Here is a 17,495-nt window from a genome sequence, read left to right on the forward strand (position 1 = left end):
GTGTCCAAGTCATGGAACGGGCCCTTATGTCACGCCCAATCAATGTCTCTGATACAGCACCGGGATCAAGTGTCTTTTTTTCCGTGTCACCGGTCTCGCCGCTACCAATATGAGCGGTGGTCTCTGCGGTCTTTTTTGGCTGTTCGGCGTTCTTACTCCACGGCTTTTGCCATGCTTCCAGCGTCGCACAAACGGTTCCGATTTACCCGGACCGCCAATGCAGAAAGGCGCAGTTGAAAGTTTACTCAAAACTGCTGCGCCCGTGTGACCACCCGATTGCCGTCGCAAACTGCGATTTTCATAAATAGGCCGCAACAAACGACCTTACTCTGTCCGAGTGAGCAGCAATTTTCGACAACGGAGATAAAAGTGGTGCCCGGGGCGGAATCGAACCACCGACACGAGGATTTTCAACCCTTTCTGAATGATTTTCATAGCTGAACATAAACAAACACAAGTATATGATTTAACTATATAATTACTGAAAACCTGAACATAGAAGAACACTGCATAACACCCAAACACGCGCTTTTTCTGAGCCTTTAGTGAGCCTAAGAATGCCATCCGTTGCCCTGTCTGACCGCACATTGAAGTCCCTCTCAGTACCCACATCGGGACAAATAACCTTCTGGGATGAAGGTCTGTCTGGGTTTGGAATTCGCGTGTCTCAAGGCGGCACAAAGAGCTTCGTCGTGGTGTATGGCCCCAACCGAACCCGCAGGACCATTGGTCGCTACCCCACAGTCAGCCTCAAACAAGCGCGCGACAAAGCCAAAGAACTGCTGGCCGAATTCACGCTGGGCCTGGACGCGAAGCGATCAATCACTTGGTCAACTGCTCGAGATCAGTTCCTGACGGACTGCGAACGCAAGAACAAGCCAAACACTGTAGTCTATTATCGGAAGCGTCTGGATGCCCACTTCAAGTTTGGCCAACGAAACTTAGCAGACATCAGCAAGCAAGACGTGCTCCATCGCATTCGTGGCATTAAGACTTCCGCTAGTGAACAACATCATGCATTTGTTGCCGCGCGCACTCTTTTCAATTGGGCCATTCGCGAAGACCTGCTAGCATCTAGCCCATTGCAGGGAGTTAAAGGGTTCAAGCCAGCGCAAGCCCGCGAACGGGTGCTCAATGACCAGGAGCTAAGGTCGGTCTGGAGTGAAGCGAAACGAGCCCCGTATCCGTACGGACCCATTGTCCAAGTATTGATCCTGACGGGATTGCGCCGGAACGAAGCCGCCAACCTGCAATGGGGCTTCCTTGATGAAGTTGAAGGCACGATCAGCCTTCCGGCGGAACTCACGAAAAATGGTCGAGCACTCACCATCCCCATCGGAGCGTTATTCGAAGATGCGCTAACCGGACTCCCACGGATCAACAGCTATCTTTTCCCGTCCAGTCACGCAGCGGGTACGGTGTTCAATGGCTGGGGCAAAGCCAAATCACGGTTCGACGCAAACCTTGAAGACGTCGCGCCATACACTTTGCATGATCTGCGGCGCACATTTGCAACGACACATGCCAAAATCGGCACACCTATCCATGTCACTGAAAAGCTACTCAATCACGTTTCTGGGACGATCAGCGGCGTGGCCGCGATATACAATCGGCACACGTACCTAGAAGAGATGAAAGTCGCAGTGACATCGTATGAAGCTCACCTGGGGCGTTTATTTGACTCTTGACAGATTCTGTTTTGTGACTCGCAGTTGGATTCGAAAAATGCCAGTTTTTTGTTAGATTCCAAGTATATGAATACATCGACAAATTTAGATTATGTAATGGAAGAGCGGTTTCTGGCCGAAGAAGCCCCGTCCATTGTCTCCGAGGTTTTGCGGTACAAAGACGCTGAGAATATGAGAAGTGCACTCGATATCATTGCAGACGAGTGCTACTGGCGAGATCCAAACAACGTGCGATATGATGTTGATCGATGCCGTTTTCCGCGAGTGTCGGATGAAGAAGAAGCAAGCAATCGTGCTTCCATACCGGCAAACTGCAAGATCGGTGAATTCTTGAAAGTGGTTATCTAGCGGAGTAGCGTGGGGGTCTCTCGGGAGATTTGTCGAAACCCGAGCATCGCGATGCTCTTCATTCATGGAGAGATCGTGATGAGGATACTATCAAAACGCCAGGTCAAGGAGTTGGTTTTGTACTCACCGCAACACATCGGGCGTCTGGAGAAGGCAGGCCAATTCCCTAAGCGGGTACAGCTGGGCCCAAACCGGGTCGGTTGGTTGGAGAGTGAAGTGCTGGACTGGCTCAATGAACGTTTGGCGCAGCGTTAGAACCAAACCGGCACTCCTGATTTCAGGAGCTGGGTGGCCGGGGTTGCAAACCCAGCCATCCGACACTGGGCGGCCTAGTGCCGCCTTCCGCTTCGCGCGAAAGTTGCCGCAATCTCAACCTGCACAGTGGGTATTTGCTTCACGCGCTCGATTTGGGTAGGCGTCGCGGTCCGCTATGCGGACAAACCGGACTTATGCAGGTGCGGCTCTTGCTGGCGCGGTATCCGTTCGCATGTGCAGCACGTGTATTGCTGTCGTGCGGCAGATTTCTCCAGACCGATCACTAATAGGCGGCAAATGTTCAAAACCTGAACCGCACCTTCGCGGCAAACTGATCTTACAGGTCAGACGCGGGACAAAGCAGCCAATGCGGTTTCCTGATCCGAAGGCGGCTTAGAACTGAACGATCCATGCGCTGTTGAACTTGACTGTGTTCAGACAGCTACTGATGATTGGGAAACGTTGAACTCCTAGAAAGAAATTAATTGCTCCAGAGTACGAAAAGATACGTTGCTCTGAGGTTTTCCCAGTTAGAGAGTGTTATACCGTCTTAGGCCTCCGCTCTCTGAGATAATGGCTTAACAATGCCTGAAATAGCCTTTGTGAGCCGTAACAGCTGGCATTGTCTACCGCACTATTCCTACCTCTTGTGCCGCGCGTTTGAGCACATCGTCGACCAAAGGACGAAACGTGCTTCGTCGAATGCGATCGCTACTCGGAACGAAGAAGTCAACATACTCGTCCTTCCAGCTGGCAAGTTCTCGATACCGATCAACGTTTGCACGCAATAGGAAGCTAGAAGAGGGCCCTCGGTTTTCCACAAAGGCCTCGTCGTTGAACCTCTGCCAAACCCTCAAGAATTCGTCCGACCACAAGAAGCCGTTGGCAAATACCAATTCGTCACAGCGTCTCTTAGCATCACGGGCATCGCCCGGAGACAGAATGCGCCAGTCACCAACGTAGCAATGGAACTTTGTTAATAAGTTCAGGTTAGTTGCTAGTTCACGGAAGGTTTCAGTCCGCCAAGTTATACCCATTTCATAAGCGAAACGGCGGCGTTCAAGTGAATCCACATAGCGTTTCCCCAGTATGGCGATTATTGCGATTACCAAAGGCACAAGAGCATCAACCCCAAGCCCCAGCCATTCATATAAGGAGATTTTATCCAACTGTTTTCCTCTCAAACACACTATTGGCAGCAAATCGGTGGCTAGTACGAACAAACTGGTTTGGGTCAGTATTTTGCAGAATTACTTCGACATCCCGTGTAGCGGCTCGAGGACAAATAACCTCCACTACGTGATCAAAAAAGTAGTGATTTTGCACTGTTGCAAGCAGAGCGCACTCACTAAGGATCGTTGGCGTGAAGAACGATGTATCAATCAACGAAAGGACATCGCGAACCTCTAGGATTGCTGGGTGCGAGGTATCGTCCAAACCAACAACTTCGCGGTCACCGAATTGCATTCGGCCCACGCGCCATTCATTTTGCATATAGTAACTCAGCGTACCAATTTGCGCCTGTCCATCTGCGGTCTGAAAATGGTCGCCAAAATGATCGAGCCAGTCGATCAGGTTCCATGACGTAGATCTCGGAAGCTCCGTTACTGCGTCGAAGAGTTGTTTCCGAGTGGTTTTCGGCAGGGCTTCGATTAACCGAACAGCGCGCTCTGAAGTCGTTGAAACATATCCGCTTGCTCGTAGTTCATGTGTAGTTCGGAACTTGTCTGGGGCTCCGACAGACGCTTCAAGATATGCTAGTACACCTAGCAGAGCGCGGACCTCTTCCATCTTCTCTTGTATTTTCTCCGAAAGACTGTCGGCTAGTTCCGACCGATAGTGATAAACTACAGGCTGCAGTCCGACTGTCCGCGCAGCAGCCTGCGAGATCCCAATTGCAAAGGTCCCAAACAAATCAGAATGAGATACGTCTAGGCTTTGGCCGCCGACGACACGCCGTTTAGCGGTGGTCAACTCGTTGCGAGTGGTCAGTGTGAAGCATGCTCGGCAGCTTTGCCGAGAACTGCGGGTTTGTGAGGTTTCCGGTGTCAGAAGAAGCCCGAATTCCGCTATGCAGCGCAGAATGGACACACCTTTTGCCCGCTGTTCCGTAGAACTTCGCCTGTCCGAAACCCGCGGCCTTGGGAAGCAGTGATAAAACTTCTGCATGTCGGGTTTTGCCGCAAACGTTACCGGGCAGAGCTTTGAAGCGCACCTGCATAGCGACGCCAGTCTTGAAGATTCTGTTCCATAATCTGATCGGTAGACATCGAAGACATGAAAGCACGCCAACTGTTGGGATCGACCGCTTTAGCGTGTCTCAAAAGTGCCAGTGTTTCGAACGCGATCTCTGCGCGTGTGATAGCCTGTGCTCCTTTTTGACCGATGGACATGAAGTCCAAGTTCCCGTTTTCCATAAGTAGGCTGTCAGGATTGAGCCTCAAAAGCGATGCTTCGCGGATTGCATTCTCGTATAGCTGAGGGAAAACCTCCTCAGAGAGAAAAATGCAGTCTGCCGGAGGATTTGGGCCAAGACATGCGGCAGTCGCTTCGGCGGCTTGAAGATAGAAGTCCATAACAATCTCGGCTGACAATGCCGAAACACTGGTAACTAAGGCAGTATCTTGGCCATCTCCGATCGACCAACGATTGCGCGTCATTATTCCATCAATACCCAGCTCGTTACTGCTAACTATAGCTTCAAATCGGACGCCTACATCCGATATAATCCAGCTGTCGTCAGTTGTGTTGCTAGTCCGCGAAACGCCATTCTGGCGGTTAATCGCATCGGCGAAACCAGTGATTTCGCCCGATTCACAGCTATTGCAGAGGTCAGCGAACCTCAACGCGTAGTGGATCGGCGTCCCCGCAATTTCAATCGCAGACACTTCCTCTTGATCCTGAAATATCACCATACCTGCTTCGGCCGCCCATTGGTTTATACTTGTGGCGCTGTTCAGCGTGCTGTCGTTGATATCGGACGTCAACGAGTATAGGCTCGTGGCTCCCGCGTCTGCGATAAGCGCGAGAGGAAGTAGATCTGAATAACGAATCGAGTAAGCTAGCTGCGCAGACCCAGTACGGAGAGCGATGTATCCGGGATATCCCCGCCGAGGAATTGGCAAAATCCCACTGATTTCGAAGATCTCTCCATCCAGCGTTATGACGTCGGCTTGCGACACGACGCCGCGAAAACGCCCCACAACGCTCGCTCGAAAAACACGGGTTCCGGTTTGATGAAAAGTTGATCCACTGCGACTCATGGTGAGCCGGCCGTCAGAAAACTGCCGTCCTATCAACCCTTTGACATCGTTTAGAGTTGCGTTTCGCATTCCATCAACGACCGTTTCGTCAGCAAAAACTGAAACCGTAAACACTGCAAAACAGACGACGCCGACAAAGCTTTTTTTCAAACTGTTGAGCATTAAGCGCTCCTGTAACAAATAGTTTTGCCCTGCTCTGGGCGGAAAGCTGTATTCATTTAGGCTAAAGTTTATAATGATAGTCTGGCAAGGAAATTCGTTGCCTTATTCTTCACGGAAATGAAATCATTGTGATTTCTATTGGCAGAAGGAGGGACCACAGGGTCCTCTTTTGATGATCTCATTGAACTGGTGAGTGTTTCACAGCTTGGTCACGACGCAAATTCTGCGCCCAATGCTTAAGCGTTTGTGCTTTTTTCCGCACTCATTGCAGTCAGTCTCTCGGATCGAAGCATCAGAAATAGTATGCTCAGTACCGTCCAACAGCGCATGAGAGACGGATATCTGCTTTGAAATGGCGAACAGTGGAGCCGTCCGCTGATGTCGCTCAGATGTCTATTATCTATGCGCTCAGCGAAGCTCAGGACATCTTCGAGTTCTAGGCGCATGGACGCATCCGGGCCGATAGATCGGTTGCTTCTACTTTGTTTAGACTGGCCAATCCGGTAAGCAGGCGTTGGCGCATCCGCAGCGAAATCGCCCTTTGTCCGCGTCTCGTGAATTGCTAAAGAAATTCTTGCTGCGCTGTTCACGAACGGCTGGTTTTCCCGCCGAGCGGCAGCGTCACTCAGGGCGTAATAGCAGCAAACTATGTGCTGCGAGCGCACGCAGCGAGAAAAGACAACTGCTGGACCGGGCTCTTTGCCGACATCCGACGGTTTCGGTCAGTTGACCGCTCCCAGCCCATACCAGACATTGGATCTGATCGGCTGGGTGACCGGGCCGCAGGCAATGCGGACTTGTGAACAGACAGTTATTGCTGACGCAGCATTCAGTTGCTCTTGCGGCGCGACCATCGCTGCGTTGTAGCCCACGTTGCCAGATCGGTCATTGAAGACTGGCCGAGTTCTAGGGGGAAGGACACAGGGTCAGCCGCAACTAAGAGGTACATTTATTTGTCTGCGACTAAGTAGCCCGGATCCAATCAAGTGGAAGAGCATTACACCGTACCATGGCGGAAGTTTCTATACTTCCATGGTTTTAGTTGATCCTCTATGACCTGCTCCCCTGAAAAGTCCGGTGTTCTGAGTTAGCCTGTTCTCCAACAAGGAGACAGACGATGAAGAGAAGCCGTTTCAGCGAAGAACAGATTATTGGGATATTGAAGGAGCATCAGGCAGGCGCGACGGCGGCTGATCTGTGTCGCAAGCATGGTGTCAGCGATGCGACCTTTTACAAATGGCGATCCAAATATGGCGGCATGGAAGTGTCTGATGCAAAGAAGCTGAAGGCGCTTGAGGCCGAGAATACCAAACTCAAGAAACTGCTGGCCGAGCAGATGATGGACGTGTCGACGCTCAAGCAAATGCTGGGAAAAACTTTTGAGGCCTGGGTCACGCAGAAGAGCGGTGAGCTGGGCCATGAAAGAGAAGCGATACACTCAGAAGCGGGCCTGTGCTTTGGCAGGTATTGATCCGCGTGTTTATCGGCGCGTGTCGAAGCGGCCTGCTGATACCGATCTGCGGGGTCGGCTGAAAGAGCTGTCATCAGAACGTCGCCGGTTTGGCTATCGTAGATTGCACATCCTGCTGAAACGCGAAGGCTGGCACGTGAACTGGAAGAAGCTTTACCGGATCTACCGCGAAGAAGGTTTAACCGTTCGTAGACGGGGCGGACGCAAGCGTGCCGTGGGCACCAGAGCCCCCATGGCGATCCCGCAAGGTCCGAACCAGCGGTGGTCGCTGGACTTCGTGTCTGACAGCCTGTCCTGCGGTCGCCGGTTCCGCATTCTGAATGTGATCGACGACTTCAGCCGTGAATGTCTGGCCGCTGTGGTTGATACGTCTTTGTCTGGTGATCGCGTTGCGCGTGAATTGGATCGGATCGCTGAAATGCGTGGATACCCCTGCATGGTGGTCAGCGACAATGGGACCGAACTGACTTCCAATGCGATCCTGAAATGGCAGGAAGATCGCAAAGTTGGCTGGCATTACATCGCGCCCGGCAAGCCAATGCAGAACGGTCTGGTGGAAAGCTTCAACGGGCGTATGCGTGAGGAATGCCTGAACGAACACCTGTTCGACAACCTCCGCCATGCCCGCCATTTGATCGCGGCATGGCGCGACGACTACAACCACCACAGCCTGCACTCGAGCCTCGACGGGCTCACCCCGCAGGAGTATCACAAACGGTCGAGAGAGGACCAAAACCTGAACAGCGCTAACTTATAAACGCGGACACAAAGGGGAGCAGGTCACTGTCGCTGCTAGCCTGATGCCAATCACAAACCATGAGGGGTCTGGAGGCGAGATTGGCTTGCCTTTAAAATAAGAGCTCCTTGGTAAGGAAATTACTTTTCTCACTGAGATTACCGCCAAACGTAGGTAAGAAATGATTCGAGAAGCCTAGCTGGCGAATGCTCCAAGTGTAGTGGCTTGGACGTTGGATAAGTTTCCAAACCGACATCAGACCATCGCTCTCAATTTCTCTGATCGTGGGCAAACGGCCCAATCGCGAGACAATAGTTGCTTCAATGTCGCGCAAGCTGGAATAACCAGTTCCTAGGCATCTCGGGCGAGCTTCACCCGGAAGCGTCCCAAGTCTTCTGTCGGGGAAAATTTTTCCGAGTATATCCTTCAAATCTCCGACCGAACCATCAAAGTTCGCCGGTTGGCTGTGGCTCCTGTAATTGCTCTTGCCCAATCTGAGCGAACGAACAAGTTTGGTCTCGTAACGGGAAAGACTACTGATGTCAGACAATGCATCGACGATGTGATCATATTCGAAAGTGTAGTCTCCCCTGTCAGCAAGTTCGCAAACCCCGAAGTTTCTAACACTTACATAAGCAAGGTCAGCGGCAAGAAGGTTTGCTTTCAGCGGCTGATCGTCCGCGAAGCGCTCGATTGGGAGCGCCAGAGAAACGCTGTTTTGGGCTTCTGGTTTGTATGTTCGTTTTGGTCGATACCTGTGAAGGCGTTGGGTTAACCAGCCCCCTGTGTCAGAAACCATTTGCCCTTCAAGTTTAAGGTGCTGAACGAAAAGGCTACCAGCTTGATAAATGGCATCGAAGCGTTTCGGTGAATAAGTGGACACAGACCAGCCGAGACACTGCCAAGAGGTTGCTAAATCTATACGGCGAGCAGGGTCGCTGGCAACAATCAATACGTCCTTGTCGCTCAATTCGTCCACTGTCGCACGCGCAACCGAACCGAAGATACAGATGCTCTCGACTATCGCACTGTTCATGGAGCAACTCTCCTAAACAACATAGAGGCCAATAACGCAAAGAGTGAGAAGCCCACGATACTTTGGAAAGACGCAATCCACCTACCAAGCTCTGTCGTAGGAGTAATGTCCCCATATCCCAATGTTGTTAACGATACCGTTGTGAAATAGGCAGCTTCAGGCCAACTCGAGATAATTTCTTCGTCAACCATGAGGCCAAGCTCATGCCTGAATTGAAAGTTTAAGATAGAAGCCACGATGATCGTTGAGAAGACCGTGGCAATATAATAGCGGAGTCGAATTCCGCACCCGAAGAGCTTTTCCCAGAAATATCTCTGAAGAACACCCAGGCCCTTATTGGATGCGGCAAAGTAGTCCCAACGTGATTCTGCCTTTGTCCAAGCTCTTTTAAACTCATACCCGTCCTGATAGCGCTTCCAACGCAAAAATAGGAACTGAGCATCGCGTTCAAACTCGATCTGCTCGGCGTCTCGGCTGTTGTTCATGAGCGCCTGATATAGATGCACTCCAATATTTTGGTGCTTTCGGCGATCAAGGCACTTCTTGAAAGAGAGCGGATTCAAGTATGTATTCGACAGAGAGATTTTGTGTGTATTTGTCCTGATAAATCGACAGTCGTGAAACTCGCAGTCACTCAGCTGAGTTGCAATAAGCTGGCAATCAATGAAGTCGCAATTCCTAAAGATAACTTCAGAAATAGAGGTCTTGGAGAAACTGACCCTCTCGAAGCTCATGTCTTCTATGCGTTGGGTTCGTGCGGCGACCTGCTTCGTGAGATCGTCGGGTTCATAGATTACATTCTTTAGATGATTTGACTTCGCTAAGTGGTCGTAGAACTGTTCTTGAGACTTCAAGACACTAGGGCTCTGAAGCTTCCAAAAGTTGTCCCACTCAGCCATATACTTCGTTCCAGTCCGCACTTCGCCGAAGGGCGTTTCGTTTTCTGATGTATCTCTGCACCTTAGCATTCGATCGAGGCGCGTGCACACTTTACCTTTAGAGATTTCTTCAATTTGCACGTGGTGGCGAGACTTGCGATCAAGAAAATGCCGAAGCGTTCGCCACGAAACAGTTTATGGTGCTCAAGCGACTACTTTGGGATGCCGCCACGACATAAAAAAATACCAGACACCGGCCGATACCGCCTTTGGAAAAGAAGGCGAAGGTCTGCAAAGCGGGCTGCAAGCGCAGCATACGGAAACCGCGCTGAGGGTTCTGTGTGGATGGCTCCTGCATTGCAAGAGATTTCTGTGATTGCGACGGTCCGTCAGTACAGTCGTGTGTCCGGCCTATTCGCGCGGCGATTGCCACTGGCCATGATGAGTTCCGCGAGCAAGGTTCCTATCGGCTAAACGACCTCGAAGGCCGCGACCTTCGTCGGAGTGTCCTTACTCTTGGTTGACTTCGTTTCGCATCATCACATCAAACGTCTTGCATCTCTGGGCAGGATCAAACGATCGGCTGCCGGTATTCCTCTGTTTTCGTGAGAAGCGCCCAGATGATCCGGGCGGATTTGTTGGCCATGGCGACCGTCGCTAGCCGGAAGGGCTTTTCGTCTAGAAGCTTCGCAGTCCATGTGTCGGCTTTCTCGGGTTTGTTTCTCGCCATGAGCGCGCGCGATGTCATCCCAACGATCAGCAGCTTTCGGATGTAACGGTCACCCTTCTTTGTAATGCGCCCGAGACGCTCTCGACCACCACTGGATTTGTTGAGCTGTGTGAGGCCCAGCCAGGCCGCCAGATCGCGCCCCGTCTCGAATTGTTTTGCGTCGCCTATGGTGGCAACAACCGCCGAGGCAGTGATTGGGCCGATCCCTGGCATGCGCATCAGACACCGCGCATCTGCGTCGAGCCAGGCGTGCTGCTCGATCAGTTTGGTCAGCCCGTCGACCCGAGCATTGAGCCCATTCAGTTGATGGCACATGACGCCGAGGATACCGTCCGCGATCTCGGGCATGTCCAACTGCTCTTCGGTGCCATGTTCTCTGGCAAACTTGGTTACGGCCTCAATACCTGTTGGCAGTATGTGCCCGAACTCATGCAGTATGCTTCGGATCATGTTCACGACCTGGGTGCGTTGTCGAACGACCAGATCCCGCGCACGATGAATGGCAAGTACTGCCTGCTGGTCCTCGGACTTGATCTCAACGAAACGCATGGTTGGTCGGCGCACCGCTTCGCAGATCGCCTCCGCATCGGCCGCGTCGGTCTTGCCGCGCTTCACATAGGGTTTGACATAGGCGGCCGGCATCAGGCGAACATCGTGGCCAAGTTCGCGTAACTTGCGCGCCCAATGATGCGATGAACGGCATGCCTCCATCCCAACCAAACAGTGCGGCAAAGTCTCAAAGAACGCGATCAGCTTCGCACGTTTGATCTTCTTGTTGATGATTTTGCGTCCCGTGGCCGAAACGCAGTGCACCTGAAAAACGTCCTTGGCCAAATCTAGACCTACAGTCTTTACTGTCATTGGGTGGCTCCTTTCCTAGCAGTCGATAACAACTGCACTGTGGCACGTTCGATGCCGGTGGAGCAGGAGCCATCCACCTCATCCGGTAAGGGCCGTCCTTATTTTTGCGAAACGACCCCGTTTGCTTGATGCTGCGCTGGTTCCGATGGCGGCTGTGAACCCATAGTGCATGATGCTGCGACCTGCACGAATGTCCGATCCTCACCAGATAACAAAGAAGTGCCAAAATCAATCGCGAGCTTAGGGATGACATGTGGTGTCAGACTTTCGGGTGGTTTTGGATATCGTCGGCACTTGTGCGGAAGCGCTAGATTCGGGAACTCCTGCGTTCTGTTGATCCAGTGCAGAACCTTGAGATCTATCGCGACGATTGAATGCTTTCCGCCTTGTGAATCCGCTAGATTTCCTCAGCTCAAGCGTTCAGTAGAGGAGATTTTGCAAGCGTGAGTTCGAATCCGGTTGAACACACACTTGTCTTCGACGATCGTTCGAGAGTCTTAAGCTGGAGCCTCCACCATGACTCACGAAAATCTAATTAGTTCGTTCACTGCCGCAGTTGTTGACGTAAGAGGCGGAACCTATCGAGGTGCGGACATCCCTGTTCCGGGATCAGCGAATGCACATGAAATTGCAAAGAAATTACTGGACGAAGAGAGCGGTGCGATCATTGCCGCAAACCCAATCTATGGGATCGCTGATCTCATCGCTCTTATCGTGGCAGAGAGCCAAGATCAACTCAAGGCTACATTGCGCGAGAGTGTACGGAATTTAACTATGAATGAGCGGCATAACTTCATTGCAGGAACAGCAACATACATTGCAACGGAAGCTTATTCAAAGAAACCGCTTACCCGGGAGGGGTTTTCCAAACTCAAGCCTCATTCCGCCTGGATTAAGGTTCAGACGGTTTTGCATGACCCCAACCAAGGCGTCGTACAAGCGCTGATGGATATGGAGCTCGTCACAGCTGCAATCCCGGTGCTTGGCGTTGCAACAGACTTGTTTCTGTTGGTGGAAGCAGACAACCAAAACCAGTTCAATTGGTACATGGATGAAACCCTACGTGCATACCGGTACATAACGGAGACACAAACGGGGATAATCAGTGTTCCTGCGCACATGGAGTAGGCCGCTGCACTCAGTACTTAGACGAGATGAATGCGACTTTCTTTGGACTAAAGTTAATGATAGCGACCAAATATGAGTGTATTGATAAAATCATCTTATGAGTTCTGGACTTCCGGCATTGACCGCTCGACTGTATTCGAACGGCTTGGAGATGTTGAACGAACTCTCTTTTCAACAAATAGATTGCGTTCGAAGCTAACCGAAATGTCGATCTTGAACTTAGAGACTGCGGCAGGATCAGTTGGATTTTCATGGGTCTTGGGGACCTCAACTTCAGATTCTGGTCAGTCAAGAACCTTGCTAGAAGTCGATACGATTGCGACTTGCTTGATGATTAGTCTGGGTAGGTTTTTGCCCGGTCCAGGCCAACATTCAGCCATCTTAGGCAGAATTTCGGAACGAGCTAAGGTTCTGCGAAAGGAGGTGGCGGAAAAAAGAGAAAAATCAGTGTCTTTGTCCTGGAAAGCATCGATTTTGCATATTGCAGCATTCTCTATCTCGGGAAGCTCCAAAGAAGCACAAAAAGCACGCAGCGAAACCCTCATTTTAATTGACGAAATTGCCAACTACCTTCTGCAGCAGACAGAAATAGGGACAGTTGGGATTTACCGACGCGACCTCACGGGTGCCATTCAAAGCGACGCGTATTCCTCTTACTGGTTTTGCCGCGCCCTCAAGGAAACACTGAGGTTAAAGGATATTTATGAGCCCGATCATGCACTAGGAAATCGAAGTAGGATCTCCACAGCTCAAGAATTGCTGTCACAGATTTCTGCGGTTGCGCCTGCGCAATTTTTTGAAAGCGTTTCAGGATACGACCCCTCATCAAGTGAGGGAATAGACTTTGTACAAGCCGCTCATTGGGCCTCGGTAATTGTTGAGCAAATTCCATATTACCCCTATCTGTCGCACATAAAGAGACTTCTTGACGCGTATGTAGAAGATGAAAAACGATCAGAGCCATGGAAACTAGTATCTGAGAGACTTGAGCTTTCTTTGAGTCCGCCGCTCGATGCGGTTTGCACAAAGGCAGAGCTACTTGGCCGAATTCTTAAGTTGTGCCGAACTACATTGGGGAATTTGTCCATCAATCCTGGCGTTTTTGAACTAATTAGCAGCTACACGAGCTGGCTCTCTTATGAAGCTGAGCACGGACGTACACCTACACCTTTGAAAATTCTTGGTCAGACTGGCACTGCATCATGGCTCGCAGGAGCTACTTTTTGTTCTTCTGAGAGTTCAGCGCTCCTTGAAGACCTGTTGGACGAAGGCGCACGCGACGCCCTTGGAATAAACTCTGTTCGGAAAGCCCCAGGAACTCCGGCACTTCCATACCCAGAAAGGCTGAAAGAGGTCGTTCAAGACTGTATTGTGTCACCTGTCCTGGAAGACCGCAGGCATAATGCATACTATTCGATACTACTCTATGGGCCGCCGGGATCGGCCAAAACAACTTTCGCAAAGAATTTGTCGGAAGAATTAGGTTGGCCACTGTTGGTCATTGCACAAAGCGATTTTCTAATCGAGGGTGTTGACCGTATTGAGCTTGTGGCGAATCGGGTCTTTCGTCTACTTAAATGGTGCAAAGACGTTGTGGTCCTGTTTGACGAGCTCGAAGAAATGATTCTTTCGAGGGCTGAAGGTGCAGAGAAAGATAGTCGTCTACTCACTTCGTCGATGCTTCCGAGAATTGCAGATCTTCGGGAGTTGGAGAAAGTGGTCTTCATTTTTGCCACCAATTCGCTTCCCGTTGATCTTGATCCAGCTGCAATTAGACCGGGTCGCTTTGACATAGTCCGGCTTGTTGATTTGCCAAGTGCCGAAAATCTACAGAAGTTTCTTCTTGGCAGAAGCGCAGCGTTACTTCCGTCAGCGCCAGCAGCGGCTGAAATTTTGAAAGAGTTTGCAGGCTCACATGAGTTTGCTGCGCTCACAACTGGTATGTCCTTTGCAGACCTAAACTTTTATGTCCGCTGGCTAATAAATGCAGAAATTGCTGGAAAAGTCAGTTTTCCAATCTTTGTCGACACGCTCCGCAAGCGTTTCCAAGACCCTGCTTTGGATGAGAAGCTATCCCAGTATGGCATACAAGCAAAGCGTTATGATAGGCCGTAACGCAGGATCAACTCTCTTTCCGAAAACAAGGAATGATGTAACCGAAGGTTGATGTTGCCGTATCTAGAGCGGCCATTGGCGCGCCTGCAGCGAACGTTCGCTTTTTCCGCTGAACCAACACACAAGCGCTCAAGACCAACGTCCGCTTCGGGCTTATTTTGTTGAAAAACTCTTCCTTGATTGGCGCATGAACTGCTGATTCAATTCCCCCAACAAACCGGAGGATCAGCGATGATGGGACCGAGGCGGGAAGCACAGGCGGCGCTGTTTTACGAGTTCTCGTTGGAGGATCACATCCCTCAAGATCACCTACTGAGGTCGATTGATCGGTTTGTCGATCTGAGCTGCATCCGCGCCCATCTTGCAGATTTCTACAGCCATACAGGCCGCCCATCGATCGATCCGGAATTGCTGATCCGGATGCTGCTGGTTGGCTATTGCTTTGGTATCCGCTCTGAACGACGGCTGTGCGAAGAGGCCCATTTGAACCTCGCATATCGCTGGTTTTGTCGTCTCGATCTGAATGATCGGATCCCGGACCACTCCACATTCTCAAAGAACAGGCACGGTCGTTTCCGGGACAGCGAACTACTCCGCCATCTGTTCGAGACAACCGTGGCGCGCTGCATCGCGGAAGGTCTCGTAAGTGGTCAACGCATGGCCGTTGATGCCAGCTTGATCGAGGCGGATGCGAACAGGCAGTTCTCAGCCTCCAAAGAAGAATGGGACATCAATCGCATTGATGTCGCTGCCGCGCCACGTGCTGTGCGCGAGTATCTCGACACATTGGATGAGGCAGCGTTTGGTGCCGACAGTGAGGTGCAACCAAAGTTCACCTCGTTCTCGAATCCCGCCAGCCAGTGGACCGCTACGCGCAAAGGCCCTGCGTTCTTTAGCTATTCTGACAACTACCTGATCGACACGGATCACGGTGTCGTCGTCGACGTGGAAGCGACGCGGTCAATCCGGCAGGCTGAGGTGGGATCAACCAAGACCATGTTGAATCGGGTTAAAGATAAGTTCGATCTAGATCCAGAACGTCTGATCGCGGACACCGCCTATGGCTCTGGCCCGATGCTGGACTGGCTGGTGAAGCGCAAGATAGCGCCGCACATCCCAGTGATCGACAAAGCAGGCCGCACCGATGGCACATGGTCCCGTGCCGACTTCGAATGGGACGCCGACAACAACCAGTACATCTGCCCCGAAGGCGAAGCACTCAAGCAGTTCCGTCGGAACTACTCCGATCCCAATCGTGGACCAACCGGCAAAGGCGTCGCCAAGTACCAGGCCCTCAAGCACACCTGTCAGGCATGTCCATCAAAGATGAAGTGCAGCCCGAATGCCGATGCCCGCAAGATCACCCGCGAAGAACATGAAGATGCCAGAGATGTCGCCCGCGCCATCCGCAAAACGAAGCAGTACAAGGTCTCGTCAAAGCTGCGATTGAAGGTGGAAATGCTCTTCGCGCACCTCAAGCGCATCCTCGGGCTCGGGAGGTTACGACTACGTGGCCCATGCGGCGCAAATGACGAATTCCTCCCCGCCGCCACCGCCCAGAACATCCGCAAATTGGCGAAGATCTTTCCTGCACCGCAGCAACCGCGCAAAGCCTGATCAGAAGGGCGCCCGCGCACCGTTCAGTTACCCACTTTCTGCGCTCGCAACACGTTGTTTTTCAACAGAATCGGCTGGCACCAGTCGACCGACGAAAACCGTCAGTTGACGGCTCGGAGCCCATACCTACCAAGCCTGTTGTTTAACGTACCGATTGTGCATCGGGGGTGTCGTCAACGCGGAATCCAACTGAGCTCAAGCTTTGCATAATTCCAACCCACACATTTTGCTGTCACATCACACACTTCTGGCCACTCAATGTCCATACGCGGAGGAAAAGATGTTCGCCTTTGGTCAAATGTCAACATCACAGGTGCCCCTTTCGAGTTGGTGAAACTTCCAGTGCGAAATGCAGGATCGACATATTTAGAGTCATCGGAAAAATCTATTTTTACACCGTCCGGCGCGGTTAACTCATTCAGTGCAGCAATGAGCATTTCTGGGTTGGCCAAGAGGGCGCTAACTGAGCAAAATTCATTTGCTGACGCCTCGCTCACTCGTGGGCCAATACCTGATGTAATCGCGAATCCTGCATAGGCGGACAAGTCTTTGTTTCGATGTGAAAAACGCCTGAAGTTCCCATGATCTGAGCTGCGGCGAGGTTCCAGATCAAAACCTACTCGCTTCAAGCTGGCAGTAACGTTGTCCAAATCTGAAAAATGAGCTACACATGTCTGCGAAAAAATAGAAACAAATTGTTTGGCGGTTACAGTCCCAAACGGCGGCAGTTCAACAGCTGGTGGCTTGTCATAGGGCAAAGGTTCACAAGCTGATGCAATTGCGGCGGCAAAAAACCAGAAGATGCGGCGATCTATCACTACACACCTACCGTTGAGGAACACGAAAGCAGAGCAGCGGGGCTCCCAAATCCGTATACTCTTTTATCCCGCAGGGCTTTGCAAACATCGTTTTCTTCGGATCGTCGTCATTGACCTTTTCGAGCGCCACGCTGCGGCTAAAGGCAACGTATGCGCGGCTGACTTCGAAGAGTGGTCACACGAATCTTTTGGAAACTGTCCGCTGAAACGGGGCAAGACGAGGCACCAGTCAACCGACAGAAACCGTCAGATGACGGCTCGGAGCCTAAAGCGCCCAATGCTGCTGTTTGTTCGAACGGCGGCGAAACGCTGAAAGCTAACAACGAACACCGAAAGCTGGCTCAGAGTAGCCTTGATCGGCGAGAACCGTAGCGCATGCACGAAAGTAC

The 17,495-nt window shown here is 51.5% G+C and carries 14 protein-coding genes; 7 read left to right on the forward strand and 7 right to left on the reverse strand.

The annotated features are described in order from the left end of the window. Window positions 1–557: 557 nt before the first annotated feature. From ACERZ8_RS00885 to ACERZ8_RS00895, 3 genes are all read left to right on the forward strand, one after another. The gene (locus ACERZ8_RS00885; protein WP_407590245.1) at window positions 558–1,688 is read left to right on the forward strand and encodes a tyrosine-type recombinase/integrase; all 1,131 of its coding nucleotides are present in this window, start codon (window positions 558–560) and stop codon (window positions 1,686–1,688) included. Window positions 1,689–1,754: 66 nt separating this feature from the next. Then, complete coding sequence (locus tag ACERZ8_RS00890; protein WP_407590246.1) at window positions 1,755–2,036, forward strand: hypothetical protein; 282 nt, start codon at window positions 1,755–1,757, stop codon at window positions 2,034–2,036. Between the two features lie 78 nt (window positions 2,037–2,114). Continuing rightward, complete coding sequence (locus ACERZ8_RS00895; protein ID WP_407594117.1) at window positions 2,115–2,291, forward strand: helix-turn-helix transcriptional regulator; 177 nt, start codon at window positions 2,115–2,117, stop codon at window positions 2,289–2,291. A gap of 626 nt (window positions 2,292–2,917) precedes the next feature. On the opposite strand, the gene ACERZ8_RS00900 is transcribed toward ACERZ8_RS00895, so the two are convergent. From ACERZ8_RS00900 to ACERZ8_RS00910, 3 genes are all read right to left on the reverse strand, one after another. After that, window positions 2,918–3,460 carry a hypothetical protein gene (locus ACERZ8_RS00900; RefSeq protein WP_407590247.1) on the reverse strand — a complete coding sequence of 181 codons (543 nt, stop codon included), beginning with the start codon at window positions 3,458–3,460 and terminating at the stop codon, window positions 2,918–2,920. Beyond that, window positions 3,453–4,265 carry a hypothetical protein gene (locus tag ACERZ8_RS00905; RefSeq protein ID WP_407590248.1) on the reverse strand — a complete coding sequence of 271 codons (813 nt, stop codon included), beginning with the start codon at window positions 4,263–4,265 and terminating at the stop codon, window positions 3,453–3,455. The genes ACERZ8_RS00900 and ACERZ8_RS00905 overlap by 8 nt, the downstream gene beginning before the upstream one ends. A 215-nt stretch (window positions 4,266–4,480) precedes the next feature. Beyond that, a complete protein-coding gene (locus ACERZ8_RS00910; protein ID WP_407590249.1) occupies window positions 4,481–5,716 on the reverse strand; it encodes a hypothetical protein in 1,236 nt (411 codons plus the stop codon). Between the two features lie 1,117 nt (window positions 5,717–6,833). On the opposite strand from ACERZ8_RS00910, the gene ACERZ8_RS00915 reads away from it, so the two are divergent. Then, window positions 6,834–7,944, forward strand: a protein-coding gene (locus ACERZ8_RS00915) for an IS3 family transposase (RefSeq protein ID WP_407590250.1) whose coding sequence is annotated in 2 segments (ribosomal slippage) — window positions 6,834–7,090 and window positions 7,089–7,944 — 1,113 coding nt in all. Because the reading frame shifts where the segments join, the coding sequence is not laid out codon by codon here. Between the two features lie 91 nt (window positions 7,945–8,035). On the opposite strand, the gene ACERZ8_RS00920 is transcribed toward ACERZ8_RS00915, so the two are convergent. The 3 genes from ACERZ8_RS00920 to ACERZ8_RS00930 form a co-directional block, all read right to left on the reverse strand. Then, window positions 8,036–8,959 carry a nucleotidyltransferase domain-containing protein gene (locus tag ACERZ8_RS00920; protein WP_407590251.1) on the reverse strand — a complete coding sequence of 308 codons (924 nt, stop codon included), beginning with the start codon at window positions 8,957–8,959 and terminating at the stop codon, window positions 8,036–8,038. Beyond that, window positions 8,956–9,978, reverse strand: a complete 1,023-nt coding sequence (locus ACERZ8_RS00925) for an ion channel (RefSeq protein ID WP_407590252.1) — start codon at window positions 9,976–9,978, stop codon at window positions 8,956–8,958. The genes ACERZ8_RS00920 and ACERZ8_RS00925 overlap by 4 nt, the downstream gene beginning before the upstream one ends. A gap of 430 nt (window positions 9,979–10,408) precedes the next feature. After that, a complete protein-coding gene (locus ACERZ8_RS00930; protein WP_407590253.1) occupies window positions 10,409–11,428 on the reverse strand; it encodes an IS110 family RNA-guided transposase in 1,020 nt (339 codons plus the stop codon). Between the two features lie 516 nt (window positions 11,429–11,944). Between ACERZ8_RS00930 and ACERZ8_RS00935 the strand changes: the two genes are divergently transcribed. The 3 genes from ACERZ8_RS00935 to ACERZ8_RS00945 all read left to right on the forward strand — a co-directional run bounded on the left by ACERZ8_RS00935 (window position 11,945) and on the right by ACERZ8_RS00945 (window position 16,288). Next, complete coding sequence (locus ACERZ8_RS00935; protein WP_407590254.1) at window positions 11,945–12,556, forward strand: hypothetical protein; 612 nt, start codon at window positions 11,945–11,947, stop codon at window positions 12,554–12,556. A gap of 72 nt (window positions 12,557–12,628) precedes the next feature. Further along, window positions 12,629–14,671: an ATP-binding protein gene (locus ACERZ8_RS00940; RefSeq protein ID WP_407590255.1), complete on the forward strand. Its 2,043-nt coding sequence runs from the start codon at window positions 12,629–12,631 to the stop codon at window positions 14,669–14,671. 231 nt (window positions 14,672–14,902) lie between these two features. After that, on the forward strand, window positions 14,903–16,288 hold the full coding sequence (locus tag ACERZ8_RS00945) for an IS1182 family transposase (RefSeq protein WP_407594118.1): 1,386 nt from the start codon (window positions 14,903–14,905) through the stop codon (window positions 16,286–16,288). Window positions 16,289–16,461: 173 nt separating this feature from the next. Here ACERZ8_RS00945 and ACERZ8_RS00950 read toward each other — a convergent pair whose 3' ends face one another. After that, complete coding sequence (locus ACERZ8_RS00950; RefSeq protein ID WP_407590256.1) at window positions 16,462–17,106, reverse strand: NMCC_0638 family (lipo)protein; 645 nt, start codon at window positions 17,104–17,106, stop codon at window positions 16,462–16,464. Between the last annotated feature and the right edge of the window lie 389 nt (window positions 17,107–17,495).

Origin of the sequence: Tateyamaria armeniaca, assembly GCF_045797845.1 — a bacterium.
In the GTDB taxonomy this organism is placed as follows: domain Bacteria; phylum Pseudomonadota; class Alphaproteobacteria; order Rhodobacterales; family Rhodobacteraceae; genus Tateyamaria; species Tateyamaria armeniaca.

Bases quoted from the DNA above. Each gene is read 5' to 3' on its own strand.
- ACERZ8_RS00890 (WP_407590246.1), top strand. From the start codon at position 1,755: ATGAATACATCGACAAATTTAGATTATGTAATGGAAGAGCGGTTTCTG.
- ACERZ8_RS00895 (WP_407594117.1), top strand. From the start codon at position 2,115: ATGAGGATACTATCAAAACGCCAGGTCAAGGAGTTGGTTTTGTACTCA.
- ACERZ8_RS00940 (WP_407590255.1), top strand. From the start codon at position 12,629: ATGAGTGTATTGATAAAATCATCTTATGAGTTCTGGACTTCCGGCATT.
- ACERZ8_RS00885 (WP_407590245.1), top strand. From the start codon at position 558: ATGCCATCCGTTGCCCTGTCTGACCGCACATTGAAGTCCCTCTCAGTA.
- ACERZ8_RS00935 (WP_407590254.1), top strand. From the start codon at position 11,945: ATGACTCACGAAAATCTAATTAGTTCGTTCACTGCCGCAGTTGTTGAC.
- ACERZ8_RS00920 (WP_407590251.1), bottom strand. From the start codon at position 8,959: ATGAACAGTGCGATAGTCGAGAGCATCTGTATCTTCGGTTCGGTTGCG.
- ACERZ8_RS00930 (WP_407590253.1), bottom strand. From the start codon at position 11,428: ATGACAGTAAAGACTGTAGGTCTAGATTTGGCCAAGGACGTTTTTCAG.
- ACERZ8_RS00910 (WP_407590249.1), bottom strand. From the start codon at position 5,716: ATGCTCAACAGTTTGAAAAAAAGCTTTGTCGGCGTCGTCTGTTTTGCA.
- ACERZ8_RS00945 (WP_407594118.1), top strand. From the start codon at position 14,903: ATGATGGGACCGAGGCGGGAAGCACAGGCGGCGCTGTTTTACGAGTTC.